Annotated in this window: 15 protein-coding genes and 1 pseudogene; 6 read left to right on the top strand and 10 right to left on the bottom strand. The window is 33.8% G+C overall.

Translation table 11 applies throughout. The annotated features are described in order from the left end of the window. Positions 1-145: 145 nt before the first annotated feature. From rpoZ to KGI96_RS10315, 4 genes and pseudogenes are all read left to right on the top strand, one after another. Entirely contained in the window at positions 146-430 is a 285-nt protein-coding gene (gene rpoZ / locus KGI96_RS10330; protein WP_211597326.1) for a DNA-directed RNA polymerase subunit omega, read from the top strand. A 28-nt stretch (positions 431-458) separates the two neighbouring features. Next, positions 459-1874 (top strand): annotated as a pseudogene (locus KGI96_RS10325) (RelA/SpoT family protein); the annotation flags it as partial. A 167-nt stretch (positions 1875-2041) separates the two neighbouring features. After that, entirely contained in the window at positions 2042-3436 is a 1395-nt protein-coding gene (gene fumC, locus KGI96_RS10320) for a class II fumarate hydratase (protein ID WP_211597325.1), read from the top strand. A gap of 263 nt (positions 3437-3699) precedes the next feature. Next, on the top strand, positions 3700-5532 hold the full coding sequence (locus tag KGI96_RS10315) for an LTA synthase family protein (protein WP_211597324.1): 1833 nt from the start codon (positions 3700-3702) through the stop codon (positions 5530-5532). A gap of 45 nt (positions 5533-5577) precedes the next feature. On the opposite strand, the gene KGI96_RS10310 is transcribed toward KGI96_RS10315, so the two are convergent. From KGI96_RS10310 to KGI96_RS10270, 9 genes are all read right to left on the bottom strand, one after another. Beyond that, a complete protein-coding gene (locus tag KGI96_RS10310; protein WP_211597323.1) occupies positions 5578-6777 on the bottom strand; it encodes an aminotransferase class V-fold PLP-dependent enzyme in 1200 nt (399 codons plus the stop codon). Positions 6778-6936: 159 nt separating this feature from the next. Further along, positions 6937-8103 (bottom strand): Obg family GTPase CgtA, encoded by a 1167-nt coding sequence (gene cgtA / locus KGI96_RS10305; RefSeq protein WP_211597322.1) that lies wholly within the window; start codon positions 8101-8103, stop codon positions 6937-6939. 14 nt (positions 8104-8117) lie between these two features. Next, positions 8118-9044, bottom strand: a complete 927-nt coding sequence (locus KGI96_RS10300; protein WP_211597321.1) for a DMT family transporter — start codon at positions 9042-9044, stop codon at positions 8118-8120. A gap of 72 nt (positions 9045-9116) precedes the next feature. Further along, positions 9117-9374, bottom strand: coding sequence for a 50S ribosomal protein L27 (gene rpmA / locus KGI96_RS10295; protein ID WP_090922052.1), 258 nt, complete (start codon positions 9372-9374; stop codon positions 9117-9119). A 20-nt stretch (positions 9375-9394) separates the two neighbouring features. Continuing rightward, positions 9395-9706: a 50S ribosomal protein L21 gene (rplU, locus tag KGI96_RS10290; RefSeq protein WP_211597320.1), complete on the bottom strand. Its 312-nt coding sequence runs from the start codon at positions 9704-9706 to the stop codon at positions 9395-9397. Between the two features lie 224 nt (positions 9707-9930). Next, the gene (gene rlmB / locus KGI96_RS10285) at positions 9931-10674 is read right to left on the bottom strand and encodes a 23S rRNA (guanosine(2251)-2'-O)-methyltransferase RlmB (RefSeq protein WP_211597319.1); all 744 of its coding nucleotides are present in this window, start codon (positions 10672-10674) and stop codon (positions 9931-9933) included. Next, on the bottom strand, positions 10674-12530 hold the full coding sequence (locus tag KGI96_RS10280; RefSeq protein WP_211597318.1) for an AMP-dependent synthetase/ligase: 1857 nt from the start codon (positions 12528-12530) through the stop codon (positions 10674-10676). The genes rlmB and KGI96_RS10280 overlap by 1 nt, the downstream gene beginning before the upstream one ends. 111 nt (positions 12531-12641) lie before the next feature. Further along, positions 12642-13733, bottom strand: coding sequence for a tRNA (uridine(54)-C5)-methyltransferase TrmA (trmA, locus tag KGI96_RS10275; RefSeq protein ID WP_211597317.1), 1092 nt, complete (start codon positions 13731-13733; stop codon positions 12642-12644). A gap of 55 nt (positions 13734-13788) precedes the next feature. Then, positions 13789-14112, bottom strand: coding sequence for a MaoP family protein (locus KGI96_RS10270; RefSeq protein ID WP_211597316.1), 324 nt, complete (start codon positions 14110-14112; stop codon positions 13789-13791). Positions 14113-14480: 368 nt separating this feature from the next. Here KGI96_RS10270 and acpP point away from each other — a divergent pair, with 368 nt between their 5' ends. Then, complete coding sequence (acpP, locus tag KGI96_RS10265) at positions 14481-14711, top strand: acyl carrier protein (protein ID WP_090922038.1); 231 nt, start codon at positions 14481-14483, stop codon at positions 14709-14711. A gap of 35 nt (positions 14712-14746) precedes the next feature. On the opposite strand, the gene tusA is transcribed toward acpP, so the two are convergent. Next, positions 14747-14992: a sulfurtransferase TusA gene (tusA, locus tag KGI96_RS10260; RefSeq protein ID WP_211597315.1), complete on the bottom strand. Its 246-nt coding sequence runs from the start codon at positions 14990-14992 to the stop codon at positions 14747-14749. 167 nt (positions 14993-15159) lie between these two features. On the opposite strand from tusA, the gene dnaA reads away from it, so the two are divergent. Next, entirely contained in the window at positions 15160-16497 is a 1338-nt protein-coding gene (gene dnaA, locus KGI96_RS10255) for a chromosomal replication initiator protein DnaA (protein ID WP_211597314.1), read from the top strand.

Raw genomic sequence — 16497 nt, 5'->3', positions numbered from 1 at the left:
TTGAGGGTCAGTATAGATCTCTTTATTTAATAACTCAACATTTTGTTGCGTTTCCTTCATTTTGAGGCTAGCAAGTTACTAGCAACTTGTAGTATAATCGAAGATCCTTTCTATAATTTATAAATAATTTTTGGAGTAATGAAATATGGCTCGAGTGACAGTACAAGGTGCAGTAGATAAAGTAGGTAATCGTTTTGATTTAATTTTAATGGCAGCGCGCCGTGCAAGACAATTACAACTTCACGTACGTGATCCTTTAGTTGAAGAAGAAAATGATAAAGCAACCGTAATTGCATTACGTGAAATTGAACAAGGTTTAATTACTAATGAACTAATGGATCAATTTGAAAATAGTGATGCCATTCAAAAAGAAGAAGCAGAAAAAGATGCGATCTCTTTCTTAACAAGTATAAAATCTACTGATATTTAATTTAGGTGTAATTGTGTATCTTTCAGAAATTTTTGAAGAGTTAAATAAAATCATTCAAACTTATTTACCATCAGATAAAATTGAATTAATAAAACAAGCTTTTATTGTTGCTCGTGATGCTCACGAAGGACAGTTTCGTTCTAGTGGCGAGCCCTATATTTGCCACCCTGTTGCAGTGGCTACGATTATTGCAGAAATGAAGCTTGATCATGAGGCGGTAATGGCGGCATTACTGCACGATGTAATTGAAGATACTCCTTATACAGAAGAAGAGCTAGCAAATGCATTTGGTACAAGTGTTGCAGAAATTGTACAAGGTGTATCCAAATTAGATAAGTTAAAATTTCGTACTCGTCAAGAAGCTCAAGTTGCTAATTTCCAAAAAATGATTTTAGCAATGACAAAAGATATCAGAGTTGTTTTAATTAAACTTGCTGATAGAACACACAATATGCGAACCTTAGGTTCATTACGAGCAGATAAACGTCGTCGTATAGCAAAAGAAACTCTTGAAATTTATACACCTCTTGCTTATCGATTAGGATTAGATAATCTTAAACGTGAGTTAGAAGATCTCTGTTTTGAAGCTCAATATCCACACCGTTTCCAAGTATTAAAAATGGCCGTGGAGTACGCAAGAGAAAATCGTAAACGCTTGATTGAAACTATTTCAAATGAAATTCAAGGTTTGTTAGATAAGGCAAATATTCAAGGTTATGTATATGGACGTGAAAAAAATATTTATACCCTCTACCAAAAAATGCGTCAAAAAGATCAGCATTTTCAATCAATTTTAGATATTTATTCTTTTAGAATTGTTGTAGATAGTATAGATAGTTGCTATCGTACATTAGGTTTATTACACTCGTTATATAAACCTCGTCCAACCTTAATTAAAGATTATATAGCTATCCCAAAACCTAACGGTTACCAATCCTTGCATACTTCAATGTTTGGACATAAAGGTATGCCTATTGAAGCTCATATCCGTACTAAAGATATGGATCAAATGGCAGTAATGGGCGTTTCTGCTTATTGGAGCTATAAAGATGATTCTCATACCAGTGTGCAGTTAAGAGTAAATAAATGGTTACAAAGTATTGTTGAATTACAACAAAGTATTGAAAATACAGAAGAATTTATTGAAAATGTAAAATCTGATTTATTTTCAGATGATATTTATGTCTTTACACCGAAAGGACGTATTATTGAATTACCCGCCAAATCTACTGCCATTGATTTTGCCTATGCCGTTCACTCCGCAATAGGAAATAGATGTGTTGGAGCTATTGTTGATCGTAACCCTTATCCTCTTTCGAAGCCTCTTAAAACAGGACAAACTATTCAAATAGAAACACAAGAAGATCATTTACCAAGTGCAGAATGGTTAAATTTTGTGGTCAGTGCTAAAACCAGATCAAAAATTAGAAATGTATTAAAACATAAAATTTAAGCGGTATGATTTTATAAAAAATTTGCAAAAAGTTTGTAATAAATAACCGCTTAAATTTGTGATCTATATCAGAAAATCAGCATTATATTATTCCTTTCTTTTTTAGGCAGTGATACTATTCCAAGGTTATCATTTTTTATAAATTGAAGGAGTATTCTATGGAATTTCGTACTGAACACGACACTATGGGTGAAGTAAAAGTCCCTGCGAGTCGTTATTGGGCTGCACAAACTGAGCGTTCACGCAACAACTTTAAAATTGGCGAAGAAGCGTCAATGCCAAAAGAAATTATTGAAGCCTTTGGGTATTTGAAAAAAGCAGCGGCATTTGCAAACTGTGATCTTGGTGTGTTACCAGCCGAAAAACGTGATTTAATCGCAAAAGCCTGTGATGAAATCTTAGCAAATCAATTAGAAGGCGAGTTTCCACTTGTGATTTGGCAAACAGGTTCTGGTACGCAATCAAATATGAATGTGAACGAAGTGGTGGCTAACCGAGCGCACGTTTTAAACGGCGGTAAATTGGGCGAGAAAAGTGTGATCCACCCAAATGATGATGTGAATAAATCACAATCTTCAAACGATACTTACCCAACTGCAATGCACATTGCAGCATACAAAAAAGTGGTTGAGCATACCCTTCCAGCATTAAGACAGTTACAAAAAACGTTTGCGGATAAATCAGCGGCATTCCAAGATGTGGTTAAAATCGGTCGTACCCACTTAATGGATGCAACCCCATTAACCTTAGGTCAAGAGTTCTCAGCTTACGCAGCACAGCTTTCATTCGGTATCAAAGCCCTTGAAAATACTTTACCACATTTAAGTGAATTAGCCTTAGGTGGAACAGCGGTAGGTACAGGGTTAAATACACCAAAAGGCTACGATGTAAAAGTGGCGGAATATATTGCACAGTTTACGGGTTTACCATTTGTTACTGCACAAAATAAATTTGAAGCCTTAGCAACCCACGATGCGATCGTAGAAACACACGGAGCATTAAAACAAATTGCAATGTCATTATTCAAAATCGCAAATGATGTGCGTTTATTAGCCTCAGGTCCTCGTAGTGGAATTGGTGAAATCTTAATTCCTGAAAATGAACCAGGTTCATCAATTATGCCGGGTAAAGTAAACCCAACGCAATGTGAAGCATTAACAATGGTGGCGGCACAAGTATTAGGTAACGACACCACCATTTCATTCGCTGGCTCACAAGGTCACTTCCAGTTAAACGTATTCAAACCTGTTATGGCGTTTAATTTCTTACAATCTGCACAACTTTTAGCGGATGCGTGTTTATCATTTGATGAGCATTGTGCAAGCGGTATCGAGCCAAATTACGCACGTATCAAAATGCAATTAGAAAATTCGTTAATGTTAGTGACAGCGTTAAATACCCATATCGGTTATGAAAATGCAGCTAAAATTGCGAAAACTGCTCACAAAAATGGTACAACATTAAGAGAAGAAGCGATTAACTTAGGTTTAGTGACTTCTGAGCAATTTGATGAATGGGTACGCCCAGAAGATATGGTTGGAAGTTTGAAATAGTCATTTAATTACGTTAACTAAAAGTTGAGCGCTATACTAGAAAAAATAGCACTCAACTTTTTTGTTGATTTCATCTATCAATGTCTTATTGATATAAATGTTCAATTACTCAAATATTTTTCTATAGGGCAAAAATTAAACCTAACTTAAGATCAATCCCGTTTTTATAATTACTCTTAACTCTCATTTTAATTAAGATCATAGCAGAAATAGTGTAAAATGAAGATATTATTTTATGTACAAAGCTAAAAGGAAAAAGAAAAGTGAAATTACTAAAAAACTATTTTTCAGTATTTTTTATCTGTGTATTTATCTCAATTTTTGCAAAACTTATTTTTGCTTTTTATGATTTTGCAGATATAGAAATAACTGAAAAATTATATGCTGTATTTTATGGTTATAAATTTGATTTTGCGATAAGTGCAATCATCGCTCTTTTAACTCTCTTTTTTGATTTTAATCAAAAATTATTACTTAGCATATCACTTTTCCTTATTTTATCGTTATTTTGCTTTTTAATCAGTGATATTATGTATTTTAATGATGCAAGTCGCCATATTTCTTATGAAATTAAAGATGCAATTATTGAAGCAAAAGGTTTATTCGGTACTGTACTACAAAAGTATTTAGATCTTTTCATTATAGGTTTAATTACAATTATTGTTTTGGGAGCATTGTGCTTTAAATTATTAAATAAAAATTTAAATGCCATTAAATTTTCAAAATCATATATTCCAACAAAATTTTTATTAATTACAATAAGTGTATTTTTCATACGAGGAATGTTTCAACATATTCCTTTAGATCCGTGGCATGCTTATAAAATTGGTAATACTAAATTAGCGATGCTTAGTTTAAACGGTGCATATAATTTAGTTTTTCAAAATATTAGAAATGAAGGCGATATTAAAATCACGCCTAAATATCAGGTTAATAATAAATTACAAAGTGTGAAATCACTTTATACTAACAACCATCAACAGCCGTTAAAAACATCTTTAGCACAACCCAATATCGTGATGTTTTTCTTAGAAAGTTGGGGAGGGGCATTCTTAAAAGACTATGGTGGAGAATATGATATCACACCTAGATTTAGCGAAATTTTAAAAAAATCTATTCGCCCTAAAGCAATGATAGCCAATGGACATAGAACCGTTGAAGGTATTTTTTCCACACTTACTTCATTCCAGAATCCACTAGGAAAGAGTATCGCTAGAACATCACTACAATCTTTTGAATATACAAGTGTTATAAACCTACTTAGAGAAAGACATTATTCGAGTGCTTTTTTTCAAGGATCTAGTTCCAATACTGCTGCGGGAAACTTAGCTCAAAACTTAGGATTTGAACATTCCTACGGTAAGCACGACATAAAAAAACGTAATTATCAAGAAAACTATTGGGGTGTACATGATCCTGATTTATATAATTTCGTTTTTGAAAAAATTACAGAAATGAAAACACCTTTTGTAATTGGTGTAAATGGCACCACTACACACGATGATGTCGTACCAAAAAATTATCCACAAAAACGTTTTACTGAAGATGATGTGCTAAACGAACGCCTAAATACGTTCCGACTATCTGATGAAGCTACTTATAATTTCATACAAAAAGTAGAGAAAGCTTATCCCAATACTATTTTTGTGATACTGGCAGACCATACAACAAGAATACCTGTAGATACAAATTTTCATAACTATTTAATTCCATTTGCTATTTATTCACCAAAACTTAAACCTAAATATATTGATGAATTTATGTCACAACGAGATATTGCTCCAACACTGACGGATCTTGTTTTGGGTGATTATTATAAAATTGCACCTGAATTTAGTGGCAAGTCACTGTTAAGGGATGATAATTTTTTTGCGGATTATTATCATAATGGGGTGTTAGGCGTGGTTAAAAATAATATAGCGATTGAAACAGTGGGTAATCAAACCAAGTGTTTTGATGTCTCTGATTTCAAACTAAATAATATTATTTGCCCAGCAAATACAGCTGAAATTACTAACCAAATAAAATCCTTTACCAATCTTCAACAAGAATTATTGTTTAAAGGAAAAACAAAGGATTTTGCTAAATTTAGGTAATGTGTTTAAATATTAAAACCTCATTTAAAATTCCTTAAATGAGGTTTATTTATTATGCAATAACTCTAATACACAATCTAATGCTTTAAAAAACTGCTCCATATCTTGTTGAGAATTATAATGAGCAAGAGACACTCGCACAGTGCCACTTTCTTTTAAATAATGTAAATACGGTTTGGCACAGTGTTCACCACTACGAATAGCTATTTTACTTTCCGTTAAGATACTTCCAATATCAGCGTGATGCTCACCTTTTATATTAAAACTAATAATCGGTGCAATCTGCTTACCCGCTAAAATTTGCAAATTTTTATAACAATCTAACCGCTTACGAAATTGTTTGGCTAAAGAATAAAGGTGATTATTTAGTTCTTCAAAATCCCATTGCTCCAACCACTGCAATACGGCACCAAAACCTATAACCCCTGCAATATTAGGTGTGCCAGCCTCAAAACAATAAGGCATCTCAGCAAGGGTTAAATGGGTTTCATCCACAGTTTGCAACATTTTTCCCCCAAACATAAGCGGTGAGATTTCAAGTAAACTTTGCAATTTCCCCATTAACACGCCAACCCCTGTCGCACCATACATCTTATGTGCGGAAAAGACATAATAATCAGCATCTAAACTTTGTACATCCACTTTTTCAGAAGATACTGCTTGAGCAATATCTAATAAAATTTTTGCATTAGAATATTGGCGAATAATTGGAATTAACTTTTCGGCATTCTGACGCACACCTGTCACATTAGAAACCAAATTAAATGCAACAATTTTAGTTCGAGAGGATAATACCTGCTTTAATTCTCTTTCTTTAATTTGATAAGATTTATCTACCGACAACACAATTAATTTTGCACCAGTTCGCAATGCTAACTGTTGCCAAGGGACAAAATTAGCGTGATGCTCTGCCACTGATACAATAATTTCATCACCTTGCTGAATACTATTCGCTAATCCATTCGCCACCAAATTAATAGAATGAGTGGTACCACTTGTCCAAACTACGGCTCTACGATCCTCAACATTAAACCGCTGTGCCACTAAATCTCTTGCTTGTTCATAAGCAGAGCTTTGTTCCAGATCATATTGACTGCGATGTACAGAACCTGCTGACATATAAAATTGCTGGGTTGCATTCACCAAAACGTCAGGTTTTAAAGTCGTTGCCGCAGAATCTAAATATGTCCATTCAGATTGATTTTCAAAAAAAGGAAAATGAGAACGAAATAAAATATTGATCATTGAGCTTATCTTTTAAATAATAGAAAGCGATTATTTTACACTATTTAACTTATCATCTTGATTAAAATTTTAGATAAATATTTAAAACTAAGCGGTTAGATATGCATTAAAATTTGCAAAATCCCTCTTAATGATGACCATAAGAGGGATTTTTTTATATTAAGGTTGGTAAATAATTTCTACACCTTCATCATCTTCTTCTGTCCAATCGTCATCCCAATCATCTTCAGTAATTGGATTTTGAATGGCTTGGTTATGGTATTCTTCCCATTTGAATTCCACTTCCTCTTTGGCTTTTTCCTCTTCTTCAACTTCTCGAGGATTAGCTTCAATAAAGTCCATAATGCTGTTGGTTAATGTAGATACATTGTGACCTGTTGCTGCAGAGATAATGTAATAATCTCCTTTCCAACCAATTTGTTCAATAATCTCTTTCGCTCTTTGCTGTGCTTCTTCTTCGCCAATAACATCACATTTATTAAACACTAACCATTGAGGTTTATCTGCAACTTTTTCACTATATTGAAAAAGTTCTGATTCAATAATGGTAATATTATCTGCAGGATTTGTTTCATCAATTGGCACAATATCTACTAAATGAAGTAATATACGACAACGTTCTAAGTGCTTTAAGAAACGAATACCTAAGCCTGACCCTTCTGCAGCACCTTCGATCAATCCAGGAATATCTGCAACCACAAAACTACGATCACCGCTAACACGAGCCACACCTAAACTTGGAACAAGTGTTGTAAATGGATAATCGGCTACTTTAGGTTTGGCTGCTGAAATGGCACGAATAAAGGTTGATTTGCCTGCATTGGGTAAACCTAACATTCCAACATCTGCAAGTAACATCAATTCGAGCATTAAATCTCGTTTTTCACCCTCTGTACCATTAGTTTTTTGACGAGGAGCACGATTAACCGAAGATTTAAAACGTGCATTACCTAAACCGTGAAAACCACCTTTGGCAATCAATAATTTCATTCCGTGTTTGGTTAAGTCTCCAATCACTTCTTTAGTATCATTATCTATTGCACGAGTTCCAACAGGTACACGTAATGTAATATCTTTACCTCTTGCCCCCGTACAATTTGAGCTACGTCCATTCTCACCACGTTCTGCAGCAAAGCGTTTAGTAAAGCGGTAATCAACTAATGTATTTAAATTATCATCTGCAATCAAGTAAACATCACCACCATCACCACCATCTCCACCATCAGGACCACCTTTTGGGATGTATTTTTCACGGCGGAAACTGACACAACCATTTCCACCATCACCAGCTTCTATTCTTACTAGAGCTTCATCAATAAATTTCATTTTTACTCCTAAAATTATTTTATTCTATTCTTTTTGATTAACTTATGTCCAAGTACTGAGATAATTGTACCTGAAACTACAATAAATGCACCGATATAACTTAAAAAACTCATTTCAGGATTGGCAAATATGTCAGGAAAAGAATAATAACCTATATTTGAAAAAAACATTGTAAAAATTGGAATGAGTACCGTAATTGCACTGACTTTTGATGCATCCCAATTATTAAGTGCTTCCGCATAAGCACCATAACCAATTAAGGTATTTAAGCAACAAAAAATAAAACAACCTAATGTAAATCCACTTAACTCACTAAATTGGTTAGGTGTGGCAAAACCACTGAAGACAATTGCACACCCCATATAAATAATGAACAAAATTTGTTGCGAACTAAATCGTGCTAACAATAATTTTTGTGAGATTGCATATAATACCCAGATAGAAGATGCACCCACACCAAATAATATGCCTAATGCATAGTCGCCAAGTTGTAATATTTCTTCAAACTGTTGATGAAAAAAAGTAATTAATCCAATAATTAATAATATTGAACCAATTTTTTGGTGTAAACCAAAACTTTCTCGGAAAAGTAATACACTAACAATCATCATTATAAAGGGAGATAATTGACTTAAAACTTGTGTGGTTGTTGGGGAAATATATTGTAATGCTGAACTAAATAAGAAAAAATTGGCGGAAAGCCCAATAATACCAAATAAAATCCACTTATATTGTCTAAAAGATAAACTTGTTAATTTGGGTAATTTTTTAGTCAATCCCAATATAATAAATAAACCTAAGCCTGCAACTAAGAAACGATACCAAACTATAGTAGTAGGTGTCATTACAGCTAATACTTTTTGTACCGCAATAGGTACAGCTCCCCACATTGAGGTAGCAAGTAATGCCAATAAAAATCCAATTACGGGTCTTTGTTTCATATACTCTCTTTTCTTAAATCCTATAAAAAAACCCGCATAAAGTGCGGGGTCATTTATTCTTTACTTTGAAAACTACTCAGCGTCAATGCTCACAAATTTGCGATTTTTGTCACCTTTCACTTCAAATTTAACTTTACCATCTGCTGTTGCAAATAATGTATGGTCACGTCCCATACCTACGTTTGTTCCAGCGTGGAATTTAGTACCACGTTGACGAACAATAATACTTCCCGCTAATACAGATTCACCACCGAAACGTTTAACACCAAGGCGTTTAGATTCAGAATCACGACCGTTACGAGTTGAACCACCTGCTTTTTTAGTTGCCATCTACTTGATCTCCTCTGAAATTATGCTGTAATCCCAGTGATTTTCACTTCTGTGAACCACTGACGATGACCTTGTTGTTTACGGCTATGTTTACGACGACGGAACTTAACGATTTTAATTTTATCGCCACGACCGTGTGAAACAACTTCTGCTACTACTTTGCTACCAGCAACTACTGGTGCACCAATTTGGATATCTTCACCATTAGCGACCATTAACACTTTGTCAAACTCAACTGTTTCACCAGTTGCAACTTCAAGTTTTTCTAAACGAATTACTTGACCTTCGCTTACTCGGTGTTGTTTGCCGCCACTTTGGAAAACTGCGTACATATATACTCCGCTAAATTATGCGTTCGCATTCTGTTTCTAATTAACTTGCTACTAACATTTTTAAATCATTAAAATAGGTCGCCAATTCTACGCAAAAAAAGAGTTAAGAGCAAGATCGTTTTTAGATTATTTTGATAATTTATGAAAAATAATAGCTAAGCGGTCACTTACTCTTAATTTTTTGCAAATTCTTGTCTGTAAGTTACCGCTTACTTTTGAGAAGTTTAACTTTTTAACGTTAAATTTTGACGTACAATTTCAAAAAGACAAATCCCTGTCGCAACAGACACATTTAATGAAGAAACTGAGCCCGCCATTGGAATGCTGATCAGTTGATCGCAATGTTCTCGAGTTAAACGACGCATTCCTTCCCCTTCTGCACCCATCACTAAAGCAACAGCACCCGTTAATTTGGCTTGATAAAGATTTTCAGTGGCTTCACCGGCTGTGCCAACGACCCAAATATGCTTTTCTTTAAGCTCTCTGAGTGTACGAGCTAAGTTGGTCACTCGAATTAATGGAACAGTTTCTGCTGCCCCACAAGCAACTTTACGAGCAACAGAAGTCAGCTGTGCTGATTTGTCTTTTGGTACAATCACCGCATCAACGCCAGCGGCATCAGCTGTTCGTAAACACGCACCAAGATTATGAGGGTCTGTGATACCATCAAGCACCAATAAAAAAGGTTGTGTTTTTTGTTCTAACAGGCTCGCTAAATCTTGTTCATTAAGTTCTTTTGTTGGCACGACTCGAGCGATAATACCTTGATGTACTTCGCCTTGTGCTTTTTTGTCTAAGGTATTGCGATTTAACCATTGAATCGAAATACCGTAATTATTTAATTGCTGCAATAATGGTTGTAGGCGTTTATCTTCACGCCCTTTTAAAACAAAAACTTCAATTAAACGCTCAGGGGTATTTTTTAAAAAGGATTCAACAGAATGAATGCCATAAATATGTTCGCTCACTATTTTTTATCATCCTCTTTTGGTAAGTTTTCTTCGCTATTTTTAGCTTCTTCTTTTTTATTAGGAGAAAAATATTCGTTATACATTTCTTCAATATGATGTTTATAACGCTCTAAAATCACTTTACGACGTAATTTTAAGGTTGGCGTAATTTCCTCCATTTTGGCACTAAATTCTTCTGAAAGTAAGGTGAATTTTTTGACCTGTTCAAAATGGGCTAACTCTTTTTGTAATTCATTAATACGCGTTTCAAAAAATTGAATAATTTCAGAGTTTTTAATAAGTTCTAAACGATCTTGGTATTTAATATTAAGCTGTTCAGCTAAATCTTCTAATGCCTCAAAACTTGGTACTACTAAGGCGGATACATATTTTTTAGCATCAGCAACTACGGCTATTTGCTCAATAAATTTATCTTTTCCAATTTTGCCTTCAATATATTGAGGTGCAATATATTTACCATTTGAAGTTTTCATTAGTTCTTTAAGGCGATCGGTAATGTATAAATTGCCGTATTCATCAATTTCACCTGCATCACCTGTTTTTAAGAAGCCATCTTCAGTAAAACTTGCTGCTGTTTCTTCAGGTTTCTTGTAATAACCTTTCATTACAATACCACCTCGTACCAAAATTTCATTTTCCTCACCAATTTTGATCTCTACATTTGGCATTACTTTACCGATAGAGTTACTTTTAAACCCTTTTTGTTCCCAACAAGAAATCGTGGCGGTCGTTTCTGTCATTCCATAACCCGTAATGATATTAATTCCAATAGAATGAAAAAATTCCGCAATGGAAGGTTCTAATTTTGCACCACCACAAGGTAACATACGAACTCGCCCACCCAGTAACGCTCTGAGTTTAGATAATACCAGTTTATCGGCTAATTTATAACGTACTTTTAACCACTTAGAATGGTACTTACGTTGTAAACTTTTTTCTCCGATATTGATTGCCCAATTAAATAATTTTTTACGGTATTTTGGTGCTTTATCTACTTTATCCCAAATTGCTGAGTACATTTTTTCATATAAACGAGGAACCGCACACATTAAGGTTGGCTGTGTTTCAGCTAAAGCAGAACGTACTTCATTAGTATCTTCTAAATAACAAATGATGGCTCCTCTATGTAGCATATAGGCCGACCAAGCACGTTCATAAACGTGCGAGAATGGCAAGAAAGCCAAAGAAACATCATTATGATCAATAGGAAGTAACGCAAGATCGTGACTTTGAAATTGATGAGCCAAATTTGAATGCGTCAGCATTACACCTTTCGGTTCACCAGTGGTGCCAGAGGTATAAATCAGGGTAAACAGGTCGTCTAAGTTTTTAGTTGCAATACGTTGTTCAAAGTCTTGTTTATTGGCATTTTCACCTAATGCAATAAAATCATTCCATTCTATAATTAAATCATTGGCTTGGTATTGTAATCCCTCTTTCATTAACACAATTTTTGTTAATGTCGTACAATTTTCAGCTACGCTTAAAATCGCATCCAGTTGAGGCTGATCGCCTACAAACAAGATTTCTACGTCTGCATTATTGATAATGTATTCTGCTTGCTTAGGCGTATTTGTTGCATAAATAGGTACCGTAATTGCACGTAATTGCAAGGTGGCAATATCAACAATTGTCCAATTTGGCATATTTTGTGCAAAAATGCCCACTTTATCCTGAATGTCAATATTTTGACCTAGTAAGGCTAAAGAGAGTTGATCTAATTTTTGCTGAAACTCACCCCAAGAAATATCTTGCCAAGTTTCATTTTGTTTAAAACGCAATGCACTACGTTCAGGGTGTTCTAAGGCTTGCTTACGAACACGGCTTACGATATGGAGATCTAATAAATTCATAATGGTATTTTAATTAAAATTAAACGGAAAAACGTTAGCAATATAACGTTTTCTAGTAAAAAAAGCGAGTGAATTTAATGTTTTTGCAAAAACTAAAATAAATCTTACCGCTTATTTCTTCAACAACCAAACCCCACTTTCAATATGGTCTGTATAAGGGAATTGATCAAATAACGCACATCTCTCAATACGGTGGGTTTGGCTAAGTTGTTCTAAATTCTCACACAAAGTATGCGGATTACACGAAATATACAAAATTCTTTCATAGTTTTGTACTAAATTTAAGGTATCTTGATCTAATCCTGCTCGAGGAGGATCAACAAAAATGGTGTTGCATTGATAATCAGATAACTCAATTCCTTTTAAACGGTTAAATTTACGCACTCCATTCAACGCTTGCGTAAATTCTTCCGCTGACATTCTGATAATTTGTAAATTATCAATTTGATTTTGTTCAATATTATATTGTGCGGATGCCACAGAAGATTTAGAAATTTCCGTTGCTAATACTTTTCTAAATTGGCTAGCAAGTGCAATGGAGAAGTTGCCATTTCCACAATAAAGTTCCAATAAATCCCCTTCGCTATTTGCGGTACAACTTCTTGCCCACTCTAACATTTTTATATTTATTTTTGCATTAGGCTGAGTAAAACTATTTTCTACTTGGCGATAAATATATTCTTTATTATCAATGGTTAATTTTTCTTCGACATAATCACGATCAATCACAATTTTTTGCTTTGTGGCACGTCCCACCAATTGAACATCAAAACCTTGTTGAATTAAATTTTGTTTAAGTAATTTGGCTTGCACTGTCCAATTTTCGTCAAGTTTTTTATGATACAACATTGACACCACAATTTGTCCACTTAATGATGTAAGGTAATCCACTTGAAATAAACGATGTCTTAATATGTCATTGGTGCGAATTTCATCTAATAATGCGGTCATCATTTGATTGATTAACAGACTACCAATCGGAAATTGATCGACTCGATAGCGTTGTTTGGTCTGTTGATCAAACATTATGTGATAAAGATCGTCATCATTATGCCAAATGCGAAATTCTGCACGTAGACGAAAATGGTGAGTTTCAGATTCAAAAGCCTCAATACAAGGAGGATTAAAAGGAGCAAGTAAAGCGGTCAGATTTGCCACTTTTTTTGCAAATAATTGAGGATATTGTTCAATCTGTAGTGTCATAATTTCTCTATATTGATATAAAAATTAAAAAGAAATTCCCCTTTTAATTCTTTGATTATTCTGATAAATCGTCAGTTTCATTTCCTAAATTATCAGCCAATGTGTATAAACGTTTTGTTTGACTAATTTTAGTACGATATTTCACCCAAACTCTTTCTAATGGTGTCGTTGCTTGTCTTTCTGCTTTAATCATCGCAACAAATTGCTTTTCGTCTTCTGTTACTGGCTCTCTTTCTCCAAGCTCTAAGGCAAGACAAGCTTGTCCAAATTGTTCCAATAGTTTTGCTTCATTAATAGTATAATCACCTTGACGAGAAAATCCTCTTGGATAGTTTTTGTTATCAAAAAAGCGACGAGTTGCACTAAAACTTTTTGTCATAATTTTTCTTCTCCTAAAACAACAGATCTAAAAATCAGAGAAATTAAAACAAGTTTCAAAAATAAGTCAATTATTTTTATTCAAATATGCTTTCATTTATTTTACTTATTTGCATTTTTTATGGTTTTTTATTAAAAAATGACCACTTAATCAAAAATCAACTATGGATCAACATCATACATAATGGTAAAATCATTCTGCTTTTTCGTTCAGACCGTAGAACAAAATTATTTTATTGAACGGTGTGAGGAAAAGCATAGCTGGTTTGACATCTATTAAAATTGCTTAAATAAGAGTTGAAATCAGTTAAATTTTCTTTACACTATACATTTTCGCAGTTAGGCGAAGTCATAAATAGGAAACAAAAAATGAGTATTGAAGAACGCGTAAAAAATATTATCGTAGAACAACTTGGCGTTAAAGAAGAAGACGCAAAACCAGAAGCATCATTTATTGATGATTTAGGTGCAGATTCTTTAGATACTGTTGAGTTAGTAATGGCTTTAGAAGAAGAATTTGATATCGAAATTCCAGATGAAGAAGCTGAAAAAATTACAACTGTTCAATCTGCGATTGATTACGTTCAAAACAATCAATAAGATTACAACAAGGCGGTCATTTGACCGCCTTCGTTTTATATTCCTTTCTTTATCCAGTATTGATACGGTATTGTTTCTGTTTGAAAATCAACTAATTGATGATTCATAAACTCACAAAAACTAGGAATGTCACGAGTTGTCGCAGGATCATCTGCAGTAATTAATAAAATATCCCCCTCTTGCATATTTCTGATAGTTTTACGTACAAGCATTATTGGTTCAGGACATCTTAGTCCTAATGTGTTTAGTGTTTGATTAGATTTAGGTCGATTAAATTGCAATTTTCATTCTCTCTTATCTATAAAGCGCCATTGTATCAATTTTTCATAAAATAAGCGGTGAGATTGATCAAAAGATTTGCAAAAAAATAAAAAGATCTTCATTACATTTTGAGGTATGATATTAGTTCTTTCTTAGTAACAATTTTCTTATTTTTTGGGAGTAATTAGTGTCTTCTCTTTGGCGTGATACCTTAGATCATTTGCAAACTAAAGTATCTTCACAAGAATTTAATGCGTGGTTGCGTCCTTTACAAGCAACGTTAAGCAATGATCAGCTTACACTTTATGCACATAATTCATTTATAATTGACTGGGTACAAAATAAATATCTTTCTGAAATTACAGAACTAGTTCGTTTTTTATCAAAAAATGATAACCTTGCTGTCGTTATTAGAGAAGGAAAAAAACCAGTAGAAACAGAAATAAAAACTCAAACGCAATCTGTTTCGACAAATAAAAATGAAATATTTAACTCATCTATCCAAACTGGATTATTAGAAGGCTTAACTTTTGACAATTTTGTTCAAGGGAAATCCAATCAAATGGCAAAATCTATTGCTCAATCTGTGGTTGAGAATATAGGTGAAAGCTATTGTAATCCATTTTCTCTGTACGGAGGTACAGGATTAGGAAAAACCCATTTGTTACACGCCATTGGTAATGAGATTTTAAAAAAGAATCCCAATGCAAAAATTGTATATATCCATTCTGAACGCTTTGTTCAAGATATGGTAAAAGCATTAAAAAGTAATACGATTGAGAAATTTAAGCAATTTTATCGTTCCCTTGATGTATTGATGATTGATGATATTCAATTTTTTGCCAATAAAGAAGCGTCTCAGGAAGAATTTTTCCATACTTTTAATACGCTTTTTGAACGCAGTAAACAAATTGTGGTTGCCTCAGATGTTTTCCCTAAAAATATTCAAAATATTGAAGAACGTATTCGTTCTCGCTTAAGCTGGGGGGTTAATGCCGCTATTGAACCACCCGAACTTGAAACTCGTGTTGCTATTTTAATGAAAAAAGCAGAAGAACGAGGTGAAAGACTAGAAGAAAATGTAGCCTTATTCCTAGCTCAAAAGCTTCGCACAAATGTGCGAGAATTAGAGGGGGCATTAAATCGTGTGATTGCGTGGCGTAATTTTACAAAACGTCCAATTACTATTGATGCAGTACGTGAAGCCCTTAAAGATTTAATGTCATCTTATGAACATTTAATTACTATCGAAAATATTCAAAAAACAGTTGCAGAGCGTTATAATATAAAAATATCAGATTTAAAATCAAAAAGTCGTAAACAAATGTTTGCTCGTCCTCGTCAAATCGCGATGGCATTGGCAAAAGAATTAACTAACCACAGTTTACCTGAAATTGGTCGAGAATTTGGTGGTAAAGATCATACCACTGTGATGCACGCAATAAAAAGAATCAATGAGTTAATGGACTCTGACAGTAATCTTAGAGAAGATTATACCAATTTAACACGCAAATTATCATCTTAA

The organism is Phocoenobacter atlanticus subsp. cyclopteri, assembly GCF_018343795.1.
In the GTDB taxonomy this organism is placed as follows: Bacteria; Pseudomonadota; Gammaproteobacteria; order Enterobacterales; family Pasteurellaceae; genus Phocoenobacter; species Phocoenobacter atlanticus.
This window is presented reverse-complemented; position numbering and strand designations above follow the sequence as displayed.

Excerpts from the sequence above, each read along its gene's own strand:
- rpoZ (WP_211597326.1), top strand. The coding sequence starts at position 146 with ATGGCTCGAGTGACAGTACAAGGTGCAGTAGATAAAGTAGGTAATCGT.
- fumC (WP_211597325.1), top strand. The coding sequence starts at position 2,042 with ATGGAATTTCGTACTGAACACGACACTATGGGTGAAGTAAAAGTCCCT.
- KGI96_RS10310 (WP_211597323.1), bottom strand. The coding sequence starts at position 6,777 with ATGATCAATATTTTATTTCGTTCTCATTTTCCTTTTTTTGAAAATCAA.
- cgtA (WP_211597322.1), bottom strand. The coding sequence starts at position 8,103 with ATGAAATTTATTGATGAAGCTCTAGTAAGAATAGAAGCTGGTGATGGT.
- KGI96_RS10300 (WP_211597321.1), bottom strand. The coding sequence starts at position 9,044 with ATGAAACAAAGACCCGTAATTGGATTTTTATTGGCATTACTTGCTACC.
- rpmA (WP_090922052.1), bottom strand. The coding sequence starts at position 9,374 with ATGGCAACTAAAAAAGCAGGTGGTTCAACTCGTAACGGTCGTGATTCT.
- rplU (WP_211597320.1), bottom strand. The coding sequence starts at position 9,706 with ATGTACGCAGTTTTCCAAAGTGGCGGCAAACAACACCGAGTAAGCGAA.
- KGI96_RS10280 (WP_211597318.1), bottom strand. The coding sequence starts at position 12,530 with ATGAATTTATTAGATCTCCATATCGTAAGCCGTGTTCGTAAGCAAGCC.
- trmA (WP_211597317.1), bottom strand. The coding sequence starts at position 13,733 with ATGACACTACAGATTGAACAATATCCTCAATTATTTGCAAAAAAAGTG.
- KGI96_RS10270 (WP_211597316.1), bottom strand. The coding sequence starts at position 14,112 with ATGACAAAAAGTTTTAGTGCAACTCGTCGCTTTTTTGATAACAAAAAC.
- acpP (WP_090922038.1), top strand. The coding sequence starts at position 14,481 with ATGAGTATTGAAGAACGCGTAAAAAATATTATCGTAGAACAACTTGGC.